Origin of the sequence: Humidesulfovibrio sp., from assembly GCF_031082295.1 — a bacterium.
Taxonomy (GTDB): domain Bacteria; phylum Desulfobacterota; class Desulfovibrionia; order Desulfovibrionales; family Desulfovibrionaceae; genus Humidesulfovibrio.
The window spans coordinates 40124-53895 of the sequence record NZ_JAVHLD010000018.1; the positions used below are offsets into that span (position 1 = coordinate 40124).

General features: G+C 64.2%; 14 protein-coding genes. 7 read left to right on the forward strand and 7 right to left on the reverse strand.

Annotated elements, in window-relative coordinates; translation table 11 throughout:
• Positions 1 to 99: 99 nt before the first annotated feature.
• The 7 genes from RDU24_RS10520 to RDU24_RS10550 are packed head-to-tail and all read right to left on the reverse strand — an operon-like array spanning position 100 to position 7151.
• Positions 100 to 1479: an FAD-binding protein gene (locus tag RDU24_RS10520; RefSeq protein WP_308735710.1), complete on the reverse strand. Its 1380-nt coding sequence runs from the start codon at positions 1477 to 1479 to the stop codon at positions 100 to 102.
• Between the two features lie 36 nt (positions 1480 to 1515).
• Positions 1516 to 2322, reverse strand: a complete 807-nt coding sequence (locus tag RDU24_RS10525; protein WP_308735711.1) for a tetratricopeptide repeat protein — start codon at positions 2320 to 2322, stop codon at positions 1516 to 1518.
• 47 nt (positions 2323 to 2369) lie between these two features.
• Positions 2370 to 3491, reverse strand: coding sequence for a glutamine-hydrolyzing carbamoyl-phosphate synthase small subunit (carA, locus tag RDU24_RS10530; RefSeq protein ID WP_308735712.1), 1122 nt, complete (start codon positions 3489 to 3491; stop codon positions 2370 to 2372).
• A complete protein-coding gene (kdsB, locus tag RDU24_RS10535; protein ID WP_308735713.1) occupies positions 3488 to 4249 on the reverse strand; it encodes a 3-deoxy-manno-octulosonate cytidylyltransferase in 762 nt (253 codons plus the stop codon). Before kdsB ends, carA begins: the two co-directional genes overlap by 4 nt.
• Positions 4250 to 4273: 24 nt before the next feature.
• Positions 4274 to 5605 carry a 3-deoxy-D-manno-octulosonic acid transferase gene (locus tag RDU24_RS10540; RefSeq protein WP_308735714.1) on the reverse strand — a complete coding sequence of 444 codons (1332 nt, stop codon included), beginning with the start codon at positions 5603 to 5605 and terminating at the stop codon, positions 4274 to 4276.
• Between the two features lie 6 nt (positions 5606 to 5611).
• Positions 5612 to 6535: a D-alanine--D-alanine ligase gene (locus RDU24_RS10545; protein ID WP_308735715.1), complete on the reverse strand. Its 924-nt coding sequence runs from the start codon at positions 6533 to 6535 to the stop codon at positions 5612 to 5614.
• Positions 6498 to 7151, reverse strand: coding sequence for a phosphohydrolase (locus RDU24_RS10550; protein WP_308735716.1), 654 nt, complete (start codon positions 7149 to 7151; stop codon positions 6498 to 6500). The genes RDU24_RS10545 and RDU24_RS10550 overlap by 38 nt, the downstream gene beginning before the upstream one ends.
• 265 nt (positions 7152 to 7416) lie before the next feature.
• On the opposite strand from RDU24_RS10550, the gene RDU24_RS10555 reads away from it, so the two are divergent.
• The 7 genes from RDU24_RS10555 to RDU24_RS10585 form a co-directional block, all read left to right on the forward strand.
• Complete coding sequence (locus tag RDU24_RS10555; RefSeq protein ID WP_308735717.1) at positions 7417 to 7734, forward strand: TusE/DsrC/DsvC family sulfur relay protein; 318 nt, start codon at positions 7417 to 7419, stop codon at positions 7732 to 7734.
• A gap of 93 nt (positions 7735 to 7827) precedes the next feature.
• Entirely contained in the window at positions 7828 to 8709 is an 882-nt protein-coding gene (locus RDU24_RS10560; protein ID WP_308735718.1) for a hypothetical protein, read from the forward strand.
• 250 nt (positions 8710 to 8959) lie between these two features.
• Complete coding sequence (hypD, locus tag RDU24_RS10565) at positions 8960 to 10057, forward strand: hydrogenase formation protein HypD (protein WP_308735719.1); 1098 nt, start codon at positions 8960 to 8962, stop codon at positions 10055 to 10057.
• A gap of 5 nt (positions 10058 to 10062) precedes the next feature.
• Positions 10063 to 11079, forward strand: coding sequence for a hydrogenase expression/formation protein HypE (gene hypE / locus RDU24_RS10570; protein ID WP_308735720.1), 1017 nt, complete (start codon positions 10063 to 10065; stop codon positions 11077 to 11079).
• A 10-nt stretch (positions 11080 to 11089) separates the two neighbouring features.
• A complete protein-coding gene (locus RDU24_RS10575; protein WP_308735721.1) occupies positions 11090 to 11725 on the forward strand; it encodes a DUF2238 domain-containing protein in 636 nt (211 codons plus the stop codon).
• Between the two features lie 230 nt (positions 11726 to 11955).
• On the forward strand, positions 11956 to 13095 hold the full coding sequence (locus tag RDU24_RS10580) for a caspase family protein (RefSeq protein WP_308735722.1): 1140 nt from the start codon (positions 11956 to 11958) through the stop codon (positions 13093 to 13095).
• A gap of 177 nt (positions 13096 to 13272) precedes the next feature.
• The coding region (locus tag RDU24_RS10585; RefSeq protein ID WP_308735723.1) for a hypothetical protein at positions 13273 to 13772 on the forward strand (500 nt) is incomplete at its 3' end.

Consider the following 13772-nt stretch of genomic DNA (forward strand, 5'->3'; position numbering starts at 1 on the left):
CGCGAAGGGGATATTCCAGCGCAAAGCCGCTGGAATATCCCCTTCGCTTTTGGTGATTATGGCACAGTATGAAGGAAGTGCTGAAGGCGAGCGCGTCTGCTAGCTGGAAGGCGCCTGGGGCTCAAGAATCGCCAGGGCCGAGTGGGCCAGCAGGCGCTCCCGGGCGCCCGCGCCGACGTCCTGGGCAATGCGTCCGAGAGTCGCCACGAAGTCTCTGCGGGCCGGGCTGTCCGGGGTGCCCGGCAACCCGAAGCGCTGCATGCCCCGCCTGAGCCGCCGCAGGAAATGCTGGACGCCGTCCGGGGCCGGTGAAACCACAGGCTGCGGACCGAGGTCGCGGCCCGGCGCGGGCGCCGCTTGCGCCTCTGCGGCAGCGGCGCGGCCCGCCCGCGCGCCAAAGGTCAGGGCCGAGAGCACCATGCCGCCGCCCAGGCGGTTGGCTCCGTGCATGCCGGAGGCGCACTCCCCGCAGGCGAACAGCCCCGGCACGCCGGTCCGCCCCTGTTCGTCGATGAGCGCGCCGCCGTTGCCCGCATGGGCCGCGGGAACGAGCCGGAGCGCTCCGCGCGTGCCGTGCTCCGCGACGACGCTGCCGTCTTGCCTGAGCCGTGCGAGCAGGTCCTGGTCCAACGCCGCATCAGCCAGCCCGACGGCCGTGGGGCAGTGCAGCAGGCGTGCCGGTGCCAGCAGCGCCAGGGGCTCCGGCCAGCGGAGCTCGCCGGGGTTCACGAAGCCGAGGCTTTTCGTCTCCAACCAGAACCATTGAAGGTACGCCGTGTTGACCAGCCGCGCACCGGCCTCGGCCAGCAGGCCATAGGCCAGGCCGGAGCCGCCGGGGCCGCAGATGCGTCGGGCGAAGAGCGGGGCCGGGCCGCCCAGGGCCGCCACCACGGCGCGGGCGCGAATGCCCTGCATCCGGCCTGCTCGCGTGGGGGCGAGCCATGCGCCGAAGGGGCGCGAGCCGGGGCGCTCTTGCGCCAGCCCAAGGGCTTCGTGGCCGTGCAGGATGTGCACGCCCAGGCCGCGCGCCCGGGCCAAAAAGGCCGCGTGGGCGCTGGCCAGGCCGTCGAAAATCACCGCCCGCGGAATGTTGCTGAAACACCCGGGAAAGAGCCGAAGATCCCCGGACGGCTCGCGGCGGAAATTGAGGCCCAGGCCGAGCAGGAAGTCCAGGCAGGCCGGGGCGTCCTGCGCCAGGGCGCGCACCAGTTCGGGCACGGCCACGCCGGGAGCGGCCAGGCGCAACGCCTCGGCCACGAAGCCTTCGGCCTGGTCCGTGGCGGGGGCCTGCATGCCCAGGGCGTTGTTGCGGTTGGCGAAGGACGAGCCCGAGGGGCGTCGGCGTGGGCTGATGAGGGTCACGCGCAGGAAGGGCGCGGCTTCGCGCGCGGCGATGGCGGCGCGCAGGCCAGCCAGGCCAGCGCCGAGCACAAGGATGTCGGTGTCGAGAATGTCGGAGTCGAGGCGGGCGTGGCGCACGGGGCCTCCTCGCCGGGAATGGGCGTGCGGGGAGCTCTAGCCCTCGGCCATCTTTTTCTTGGCGTAGGCCAGCAGCTTCTTGGCCTGATCGAAGTTCGGGTTCAGCCCGACGGCGCGCTGCGCGGCCTCGGCGGTCTTGTCCCAGCGCTGCCAGTCGAAATACAGCCGCCCCAGGTTGAAGAAGAGGTACTCGTCGGCCTGGGTGAGCTCCAGAGCCTTCTTGTAGTAGTTCTCGGCGCTCTGGAAGTCCTGCATCTTGCGCAGCACGATGCCGATGCGGTTGTAGAGGTGCAGGGAGTCCGGGGACTCCTTGATGGCCTGGCTCAGGTAGCCCACGGCCTCTTCGTTCAGGCCGGCCTTCTGGTAGCGTTCGGCCACTTCGGCCTTCAGTTCGGCGTCGCCGGCGTATTCGCTGGTCAGGGTGTCGAAGACATGCTTGGCCTGATCGAACTCCTGCTGCTCAAGGTGCTTCTGGCCGCGGTCAAGTTCCGCCTGCTTGCGCGCCTCCATGGAGGCCAGGTCCTTCTGGGCGCCCTCGTTGACATCTTCCTGCAGGACCTTGCGCATCTCGAAGATCTGCTCAAGCAGCTTCTTTTCCTCGCCGGGCGTGTAGTTCAGCACCAGGGGGAAGACTTTGCGCAGTTCCTTGTTGTTGTTCAGGGCGTAGACGGCGTCGTCGAGCATCTGGGCGAACTCCTCGCGTTCGCTCTTCATGAGCTGGGCGCTGAGCATGATGACGATGGCGTCGTTCAGGGCCTGTGCAGCAGCCATGTACTTGCCCTGCTTGAGGCTCGAATTGATGCTCGTGATCCTCTGGCGCGCCTTGGTGAGTTCCCCGGACATGCTCTGCTCCTCGACGTTGGAGGGTGCGGATGGACTCGATTATGCCCTTACTTGCCTGTGGACGAGCGAACAAGATCGCGGAAGCGGCGGAAGAAGTAGCCGCTGTCGTGCGGTCCCGGAGCCGCCTCGGGGTGGAACTGGATGGCGATGAGCGGCTTGCTGCGGTGGGCGAAGCCCTCAAGCGTCTGGTCGTTCAGGTTCCTGTGGGTGATCTTGAGCTCCGGCAGGTGGTCGATGTCCACGCAGAAACCGTGGTTCTGCGAGGAAATCTCGATCTTGCCGGACTCCACGTCCAGCACGGGGTTGTTGCAGCCGTGGTGGCCGAACTTGAGCTTGTAGGTCTTGCCGCCCAGCGCCAGTCCCATGATCTGGTGGCCCAGGCAGATGCCCGCCACCGGGTACTTGTCGGCGAAGACCTTGGTGGCTTCGATGGCGTTTTCCACCACAGCCGGGTCGCCGGGGCCGTTTGACAGGAACACGGCGTCGGGCTCCAGCGCGGACACCTGCTCATGGGTGAAGTTGGAGGGCACCACGAGCATGTCGAAGCCTTCGGCCGCGAGCAGGCGCAGGATGTTCCACTTCACGCCGAAATCGTAGACCACGAGCTTGGGGCCGGTGCCGGCCCAGGCGAAGGTGGCGAGGTCCACATCCCTGGTGGTGGTTCCGGTCCAGACGTAGGGCTTTTGGGCGCTGACCCTGTCGGCCAGGTTCAGGCCTTCCATGCTGGGCAGGGCCTTGGCCCGGGCCGAGAGCTTGGCCGGGTCGAGCTCGCTCGTGGAGATGACGCCGCGCATGGCGCCGTGGATGCGCAGGTGGCGGGTGAGCGCGCGGGTGTCGACGCCCTCGATGCCCATGACCCCGGCGGACTTCAGGTATTCCGGCAGGGACTGGGTGGCCTGCCAGTTGGAGGGCTCCTTGCAGCATTCCTTGACGATGAAGGCCTCCACGCCGACCTTGTGCGACTCAACGTCCTTGGGGTTGACCCCGTAGTTGCCGATGAGCGGATAGGTCATGCAGACCATCTGGCCCACGTAGGAGGGGTCGGTGAGGACTTCCTGGTAGCCGGTCATGCCGGTGTTGAAGATGGCCTCGCCGCCGGTCTCGCCGGGGCCGGTGAAGGAGGTTCCTTCGAACCAGGTGCCGTCTTCCAGGGCCAGAATCGCTTTCATTTCTCTTGCTCCAGCAGGATTTTTACGATGTGCGAAACGTCTTCCGGGCGGTCCACCCCGTGGCAGCAGTGGCGGGTGAGGCTCACATGCAGTGGGATGGCGTTTTCCAGAAGGCGCAGTTGCTCCAGTTTTTCCGTCTTCTCAAGCAGGCCCTGGGGCAGCGCCGCGAAGCGCTCCAGGGTGGCCATGCGAAAGCCGTACAGCCCGATGTGCAGCAGCGGCCCGACCCCTTTTCCGTTCCCGTCACGGTCGAAGGGGATCAGCGCCCGCGAGAAATACAGCGCGCGGCCTTCGGAGTCCAGCACCACCTTGACCCGGTCCGGGCTGGCGGCCTCGGCCCTCTCAAGCGGCGAGGCCAGGGTGGTGGCCTGCACCAGCGCGCCCTGCGGCCCGGAAAAGGGGGCCAGCAGTTCGGCGAGCATGGCCGGTTCCAGCAGGGGCTCGTCGCCCTGGATGTTCACCACCACGGCGTCCGGCCCCGCGCCCAGCAGCCTGGCCGCCTCCAGCACGCGGTCGGTGCCGCTCTCATGCGCCGGCGAGGTCATGAGCGCGGGCACGCCCCAGGCCTTGGCCGCGTCCATGATGCGCTGGTCGTCCGTGGCCAGCGCCACCTGCTCGAACAGGGGGCAGGCGCGGGCGCGCTCATAGACCCGAACGAACATGGGCTTGCCCAGGATGTCCACCAGCGGCTTGCCGGGGAAACGCGAGGAATCATACCGCGCGGGAATGATTCCGAAACATTGAGGGGATGTGTGCATGCGCTTCGCGGCTCCGGTGTTCACTTACGCACTTTTCAGGCGTTCGGCAACTGCCTGGCAGGCTGCCATCGCGCCGCCCCTATGTGTGGCCGCGTAGGCCTGGGCCTTGGCGCGAACGTGCGCCGGGTCCGGGGTCTGCCTGGTCAGGGCGCCGAGTTCGGCCAGCACGCCGCGCCAGTCCGGGGCCAGGCGCACCAGGCCGGTGTCGAAGATGTCCCGGTCCACCCAGGCGAAATTGCTCCACGACGGCCCAGTGACCGCAGTGACGCCGTGCCCCAGGGGCTCCAGAAAGTTCTGGCCGCCCAGGTCGGCCAGGCTGCCGCCGATGAAGGCCGCGCAGGACAGGGAAAAGGCTCCGGAAAGCTCGCCGAACACGTCCCAGAGGAGCACCGAGCCGGGCTCGGCGCGCCGGTTTTCGCTGCGCAACGAGAAGGGGACTCCGGCCTCACGCAAGAGGCGCTCCCAGACGCATATCCGGCGCATGTGGCGCGGGAAAAGACCGATGACCGCGCCGGGCCGGGCCTCGCGCAGGCCCTGGACGATCTTGAGGACGTCGGCTTCCTCCTCCTTGCGCACGGAGCCGAGGATCACGAAGGGCGAGGCCTCGGGCAGGAGAGCGGCGAACTCGGGCCGGGGCGGGTGGGCGTCGAGGTTCAGGCGGTCGAACTTGATGTTCGGCATGGTGCCGACCCGTTCCGGGCCGAAGACCTGGCCGAAGCGCGCGGCGTCCTCCTCGGACACGGCCAGCACCCGCGCCGGGGCCAACGCCCGCCAGAGCCAGGGCAGCCAGCCGTAGCCGCGAAGGCTCTTCGGCGTCATGCGGCCGTTGAGCACCAGCGCGGGGACGCCCCTCTCGCGGCAGGCGGCCATGATGCCGGGCCAGAGCTCGGTCTCAAGCAGCACCACGGCCTTGGGCCGCACCGCGTCGAGGAAGCGGCGCATGGGGCCGGGCAGGTCGAAGGGGAAATACGCGGGCAGCAGCGTGAGCCCCGGCGCGAGGTCGTCCCTGGCCTGGGTGAGCACGCCCAGGCCCTGGCTGGTGAAGGTGGTGACCAACACACGAAGGGGCACCCGCGGCGGCGTGGGGCTGGCGGGAAGACACTGGGGCAGGTTGCGGAGCAGTTCCCAGGCCAGATAGGCCTCGCCGCCGGAGGCCGCGTGCACGATCAGGTCGGCCTGGGGGGGCGGGCCTGAGGCGAGGGTGCGCTCGGCCCAGCCCTCTGCCAGGCGCCCGTTGCGCTTGAGCCCCGGCAAAAGCGCTCGCCAGACCAGGCCGTACAGCCCGAGAACCAGGCGCACGGCGAGGCGCACCGCCAGGGGCTGCGGCTTGTCGGCGGGGACGGCGCTGGGTTCCATCCGGCCCTAGCTCCCAGACCTGTTGGAGTGGGCCGCCAGGCCCAGGCGCACCAGCTCCGCCACCAGTTCCTCGAAGGACAGGCCCACGGCGGCCGCGGCCTTGGGCAGGAGGCTCGTGGGCGTCATGCCGGGCAGGGTGTTGGTCTCCAGGATCTTCGGGCCGCTTTCGTCGGCCATGAAGTCGGACCGGCTGTAGCCGTCTATGCCGAGCGCCCGGTGCGCCGCCAGGGCCAAACGCTGCACCTCAAGGGCCAGGGCGGGGGGAATGGGCGCCGGGCAGAGCTCCTCGGCGCCGTTGGCGGCGTACTTGTTCTCGTAGTCGAAGAAGCAGGAGCCCGCCTTTGGCTTGATCATGATCACCGGCAGGGGGGTCTCGTCCAGCACCGCGCAGGTCAACTCCACGCCTGCGACGCAGGTCTCCACCAGGGCCTCCTGGCCGAGGGCGAAGACCTTGTCCAGGGCAGGGCCGAGGTCGGCGGGCTGGTTCACCAGGCTCATGCCCAGGCTGGAGCCGCCCGTGTTGGGCTTGACGAAAAGCGGGTAGGGAAGGTCGCAGGAGCGGTCTTCGCCCTCAAGGCCGCAGTAGAGCCGCCAGGCCGGGGTGGTCAGGCCCGCGCGGGCGTAGACGCCCTTGGCCGCGGCCTTGTTCAGCGCCAGGAACGAGGCCTTGGGGCCGGCGCCCTGGTAGGGGCAGCCCGCGGTCTCGAGCAGCGCCTGGATGAGGCCGTCCTCGCCGGGGGAGCCGTGCAGGTTGATGAAGGCGAAGTCGGCCTCGGACGCCAGCGGGATGATGTCCGCGAAGTCCTTGGCCGGGTCGAGGAAGCGTACCTCGTGCCCCAGGGCCTTCAGGGCCTGTTCGATCATGCGCGCCCCGGAAAGGGACACTTCGCGCTCAGTCGACCAGCCGCCCGCGATCAAAATCATGCGCATTGAGGTCGATCTCCAGAAGCCGGCCAAAGGCGTCTTCGATGTCCTTGGCCTGGCGGTTGGTGGTGTGGATGCGTTCGCAAATCTCTGGGGTCTTGCCATAGCGGTCCAGCAGGTCGCCGAAGCGGTCCTCGATGTGCACGATGCGGTCGTGGGACACGCGCTTGTCGGCATAGAGCACGGCCAGCGGCGTGTAGAAGCGCACCAGGTCCACCTCAAACGGCCAGTACACGTGGTGGATGACGCCCTGGGACAGCAGCGGGTTGCCGGTGAGGGCCATCGCCCACGCCCCGCCGAGCTGGCTGTGGTTGCCGCCGTGCTTGATGCAGTAGATCTTTGCCAGGTCGTGCAGCAGGGCCGAGGCGTAGATCGTCGGCACATCGACGGCCAGGCCGCGCCGCCGCCCCGCCTCGGCGACGAAGACCGCCACCTTGGCCACCTGTCGGCTGTGGGCGCGGATGTGCTCCGGCATGTCGAAGCGGTCCCACCAGGCCACGCACTGGGCCTCGTCCGGCACGCGCCAGATTTGCCTGTGCAGCAGACCCGCCGGGGCTTCCGGGGGCGGCGGCAGGGTGGGCCACATGGGGGCCATGGGGATGTTCGGGGTCGTCCTGTTCATGCGCACCTGATGCTGCGGGCCAAAGGGCCGTTTGTTCGCGTCGCCTGCGTATGACTAGCAAGGCCGGGCCGAAAAAGAAAGCGTGGGCCCCGTCGTTTCTGTGCGGGCCACGGCGAAAAGTCGCTTGAATTTTTTTGGCGCAGGGGCTACAGAAGTGGTTGGAAATTGATGGACGTGCCGGATGCATGGTCTTCCGGCAGGCCCAGACTGGTGTTGAGTGGCCATTATGCGAGACGCATAAATAATTCGATGAGGAGGTTCTGGCATGGCTATTGTTGAGTACAAGAGCAACAAGTTTGAGGTGGACGAGGACGGTTTCCTGCTGAAATTCGAGGACTGGAACCCTGACTGGGTGGAGTACGTGAAGGAGAGCGAGGGCATCGCCACCATCAGCGAGAGCCACCAGAAAGTCATCGACTTCCTGCAGGACTACTACAAGAAGAACGGCATCGCCCCCATGGTGCGCATCCTGTCCAAGGTGACCGGATACAAGCTGAAGGAGATCTACGAGCTGTTCCCCTCCGGCCCCGGCAAAGGCGCCTGCAAAATGGCCGGCCTGCCCAAGCCCACCGGCTGCGTGTAATCCCGCGCCGAATTGTGTTCCCAAAGGGCGGCGGCGAAAGCCTGCCGCCCTTTTTTGTTGCCAATGATGGGGTATCTTCAGGGGGGCGGGCTTATGGATAATTCAACTGCTGGTTCATCTTTCAATCTGGTCTCAATGTTTAACGATTTTCTTTCGTGGATTTTCGGGCCGAAGGTGGCTTTGGGAATTATTGTGTTGTTTATGGTCGGGGCTACCATTCTCAAGTACTTCGAGCCTGCACTCAAACTGTATGATAGATGTCTTATGCCATTCGGAAGACTTAGGACTAGGTCAAAAGTGTGGCGCGATGTTCTTAAGTTGATGTCACCATATATTTCTAATTTGCCAAATAATCCTAAGCCCGGGACATTGTATTTGTGGACAGCAAGTGAAACGGACGCAAGTGGGGTTGAGGTGCGAGACTATAATGACCAACTTTCTGGGAGCAATCGGCTCAAAAATATTTGCGATATACAAGAGTATAAGCTTGTCCCGCTGTTTGTGATCCCAAGAGCAAAGGGTAATGAATGTGAAGTGTTGTTAAAATTAAATACAGATGGCTGGGGCTGGGTCCTGCCGTCAGTAAAGCTAAAGGAAGTTGAGCAATTCAACGCAAATGATATTCTTAATAAAGCAATTTCAAGCAAACCGAATGGATTTTTAGGTGTTTCCATCGATGGGGCAGCTGTTCTTGGAGGCGTGATTTCACTTAAGAGGTCTGCAGACAAGGGCAATTACGTTTGCTATATATTCCCGTTTGTTGTCGTTAAGGCGAGTATTAATGTTGACGCGGAAGAGCCATTCGAAATTGGAACAAGAAAGTATATGTACTACTCAAAAAAACAGTTGAAGAGTTGTCTAAATCGCGGGAGCGGCGAGCCAAATGCCGACATATATTACGCGATCGAACACATCATAAACCCGTGGGATGGTATTCTTAAAGTTTATACCGCGACAACCGCAAACCCGGTATGATGTCAGATTAACACCCATTTGGCGTCCTCGGATTAGGCTTGGGTTAGGTCCGCCTAAGTTGAGCCTTGTAGGCTGTCGCCCTCCTTTGCTGTCTATCAGGCGCCGCACCCCGCCCTTGCCCCGTGCCCCCCCAGTGACACGCTGCCACCGCCGCGCGGGCATGGACTCGCGGGCGCGGTCCGTGTATGCACTTCGGGCCGGGGAGCCTTCATTCCCTCGCCCCCGGAAAACGACGCAAAGGTGGTAGCCCGTGAGTCTTGAGCTTCTGGACCAGTTCCACGACCCCGACCTGTGCAAGAGCGTGCTGGAGCGCCTGAACAAGGCCCTGGACGGTCGGCCCCTGCGCTTCATGGAAGTCTGCGGCACGCACACCGTGGCCATTTTCCGCAGCGGCCTGCGCTCCATACTGCCCAAGGAAATCATCCACCTCTCCGGCCCGGGCTGCCCGGTCTGCGTGACCCACGAGTCCGAGGTCAACGCCTTCCTCGACCTTGCCGAGAACCCCAAGGTCATCGTCGCCACCTTCGGCGACCTCATGCGCGTGCCCGGCAGCAAAAGCCGCACCCTGAAGGCCGCCCAGGCCGACGGCGCGCGGGTCGAGGTCGTGTATTCCCCGCCCGACGCGCTGAAGATCGCCGCCGAGAACCCGGACGCCACCGTGGTCTTCCTGGGCGTGGGCTTCGAGACCACCGCGCCCGGCGTGGCCGCCAGCCTCAAGATGGCCAAGGCTCAGGGCATCACCAACTACCGCGTCTTGTCCTTCCACAAGATCGTGCCCCCGGCGCTGGACGCCCTGCTGGCCGACCCCGGCACGGACATCGACGCCTTCATCATGCCCGGCCACGTGTCGGCCATCATCGGGCTGGCCCCGTACCTGCCCGTGGCCAGCAAGTACGGCAAGTCCGCAGCCATCGCGGGCTTCGAGCCGCTGGACATCCTGCAGGCGCTGCTGTTCCTGGCCGAGTGCAAGCGCGACGGCCGCGCCGAGGTCGTCAACCTTTACCGCCGCGTGGTGCGCGACGAGGGCAACGCCAAGGCGCAAGGAATCCTGGCCGAGGTCTTCAACCCGGCGGACGCCCTGTGGCGCGGCATCGGCAACATCCCGGGCTCCGGGCTGGAGCTCTCCGACGCCTACGCCGCCTTCGACGCCAAGCGCGAGTTCGGCATCACCATCACCGAATGCCCGCCCCTGCCCGGCTGCAAGTGCGGCGACGTCTTGAAGGGCAAGCTGGCCCCGAACCTCTGTCCGCTCTTCGGCAAGGCCTGCACGCCTGCCAAGCCCGTGGGACCGTGCATGGTCTCCACCGAGGGCTCCTGCGCGGCCTACTTCAAATATCAGGTGGACTAGAGCACATGAGCGACAAGGTACTGCTTGACTACGGCTCCGGCGGCAAGGCTTCCCAGCGCTTCATCGGCGAACTGTTCCTGGAGAACTTCGACAACCCGGAGCTGCGGCGGCTGAACGACGGCGCGGTGCTGGGCGTGGGCGCGAAGATCGCTGTCTCCACCGACAGCTTCGTGGTGGACCCGGTGTTCTTCCCCGGCGGCGACATCGGCGCGCTCTCCGTGCACGGCACGGTGAACGACGTGGCCATGATGGGCGCGGTGCCGAAGTACCTCACCTGCGGGTTCATCCTGGAGGAAGGCCTGCCCGTGGAGGACCTGACGCGCATCGTGGAGTCCATGGGCAAGGCCGCGCGCGAGGCCGGGGTGTGGATCGTCACCGGCGACACCAAGGTGGTGCAGAAGGGCGCGGCGGACAAGATCTTCATCAACACCACGGGCATCGGCGAGGTCTTTGTGGACCCGGCCCCGGCGGGCGACCTGGCCCGCCCCGGCGACGCCATCATCATCAGCGGCACCCTGGGCGACCACGGGCTGGCGATTTTGTCCACGCGGCAGGGGCTGTCCTTTGAGACCCCGGTGGTCTCGGACTGCGCCAGCCTGAACCACGTCATCGTGGAGCTGCTGCAGAACGTGCCGGACGTGCACGTGCTGCGCGACCCCACGCGCGGCGGATTGGCCACCACCCTGAACGAGATCGCCGTGGCGTCGAACGTCACTTGCGAGCTGGACGAGGGGCTGATTCCGGTGAAGCCGGAGGTCAAGGGCGGCTGCTCGCTGCTCGGGCTGGATCCGCTGTACCTGGCCAACGAGGGCAAGTTCATCTGCATCCTGCCGGAAGCCCAGGCCGACGCGGCGCTTGAGCTCATGCGCAAGAGCCCGCTGGGCGTGGACGCCAGGCGCATCGGCACCGTGATGGCAAACGACAAGCCCGGACAAATGGGCCGGGTGCTGCTCAAGACCGGCCTGGGCGGCAAGCGCCTGCTGGGCATGCTCGAAGGCGAGCAGCTGCCGAGAATCTGCTAGGGGCATGACAATGGTCGCAGCCGCAAAGCACAATGCCTTTCTTGTGGCTGCGACCGTGCTCCTGCTCGCGCTTCTGGCGCTGTCCGGCTACCAGCCTTACGACCGTACCACCTGGCTGCTGGAAGTCTTCCCCATCGCCCTGGCCCTGCCGGTGCTGTGGGCGACCCACGGCCGCTTTCCGCTGACCCCGCTGCTCTACACACTCATCTTTCTCCACGCCGTGGTGCTCTTGGTTGGCGGGGCCTACACCTACGCCAGGGTGCCGCTGGGTTTCCAAATCGCCGATCTGTTCGGCCTTTCGCGCAACCCCTACGACAAGATCGGCCACTTCATGCAGGGGCTTGTTCCGGCCCTGGTCGCGCGGGAGGCCTTCGTCCGGGGCCGTTACGTGCGCGGAAAGGGGATGCTGGCATTCTTGTCGGTCTGCGTGGTCATGACCATCAGCGCGACGTATGAGCTGGTGGAGTGGGGGGCCGCGGTGGCGCTGGGGCAGGGCGCGGACGAATTTTTGGGCACCCAGGGCGACCCCTGGGACACGCAGTCGGACATGCTCTTGGCGCTTATCGGCGCTGTGACGGCGCTGTTCGTCTTTTCCCGCCTGCAGGACAGGCAGATGGCCCGCCTGGACAGCGGCGAGGGCGGCTGAGCTAGCCCCCGCCACCCACCTACGAATGCGAACCGCCCGGTTTCCGAGAGGAGGCCGGTTTTTTTTGCGTGCTCGGAAGATATTTCTTGAAGTATAATTGCAAGTATGTATATGCATGAATGCGTACCGAGTTCCTTGTCGGGCGGGCCGCACCGCGCCGGGCTTAAAAGGGCCGCAGGCTCCATTGCTGCATGGACCGAGCCGGCAACAATTTAACCAGGGAGGTCGAGATGGCGAAGGGGCTTGCACTATTGACTGGTCTCAAGGGGGTTGACCCCGCCGCTTACGGTGGCTGGGACGGCCGGAACGGGTGCTATGGCTGTGAGCTGGACGTTGACAACATGGCTCTAGTTCTCGGCACGGCCGGGGGGTTTTCCATTAATACGCTTAAGACGAAGCAGGCGACGGCTACCGCGATACTCCGTGGCATCGAGTCGGCAGCCAGCGCCCTCACTGCAGGAGATATGTTTGTGTTCTACTATTCCGGGCATGGCGGGCAGCAGCCGGATCGCGACGGGGATGAGTCCGATGGCAGGGATGAGACCCTGGTGGCCTATGACCGGGAGCTTATCGATGACGAACTTGCGAAGCTCTGGCCGAAGTTCGCCCCGGGTGTGCGCATCGTCATGATCAGCGACAGCTGCAACTCTGGAACAAACTACAGGGGCTTGCGAACCGTCCGCGCCCAAACACCCATAAATATTGGACAGATTCCGGGGATGAAGGCCCAAATGATCCACTACAGCGGCTGCCGCGATGGCGGTACGAGCGCAGGCTATCAGCAGGGTGGCTCGTTCACCATGGCCCTTTGCGAGGCGTGGGGCCAGGGCAAGTTCATGGGAACCTACCAGCAGCTATACGAGAAAATTCGGGAAAAGATCCAAGCCTCAGGGGAGGAGCAGGAGCCGCAGTTCAACGTCATCGGCCCGGTGTCTCCGTCTTTCCTGCAAAGTCGGCCTTTCTCCTTGTTGGAAAAGAGCCTGCCCTCGCCGGAGGCCATCCTTGAGGCGCTGCACAACATTCCCTTCTCTGTCCTGCATCGGCCAGCGCTGGCAAAGCAGGCCGAGCTCAGGCTCGAGCCTCTCACCTGTGCCGTGATCGGTGTTGCCGTGGGCGCCGCGCTTGGGTTTGCCTCCCGCAACAAGAAGCCCAGCAAGGAGGATCTCATAGCCCTCGAGTATGCGGGGACCATCGATGAACTGATGTCGTTTTCCCAGCAGGTTGTGGAGACGGCTCGGATGGATGATGCCGCCTACAAGAAGATAGTGAACGCAGCAGAGTCCACGTCCCGCTTCTTCGTGGTCGACGACGTGGCCGCCGCTTCCTTCCTTGGCGGCGTGGTCGTGGGGGCGTATGTGGTGAAGCATTAACACCAGCACCATCTGGCTGTTGGCATGCTGGCACTTCTTGCGAAATGACAAATGCGAACCGCCCGGTTTCCGAAAGGAGGCCGGGCGGTTTTATTCTTGGAGGAACTTGCGATTATGCAGGTTGGTTGATAACGTTATACAATTGTTGGCGCATGGCGGTGGGCAAGGGAGGAAAGAATGCTAGAGAAATGTGATTGCTTGAAATACTTGCGTAATGCTGTGTTTGTTGCTCTCGCGCTGTGGGGTATCCATTGGGCTTGGTATTGGCTTGCGGAACGGATCATGGCTCAATCGCCAAATACAAAACTATCGGAGGCGCTTGAAGCGTCCGGAGCGCTGTTTTCTGGATTGGCATTTATTGCTGCGTTGGGCACATTGTGGGTACAAAGAAAAGACTTAGAGTTGCAGCGCCAAGAGCTTCAAGACACGAGAGGAGAGTTAAAAGGACAAAGAGAACAAATGGAGCTGCAAAATTCAAGAATGGCGAGGCAGTCATTTGAGCATGGATTTTTCAGTCTTCTCAATTTGCACAACGAAATAGTTTGCAACATCAGTGAAGACGTTTTGACGTATGGAAATAAAAAAACATATTCCGGACGAAGCGTGATTAGTCGGCAGATGAGTATAATTGAATCAGCGTATAAAAATGCCAAGGAAGTGGCATATGAAGTAGTAAT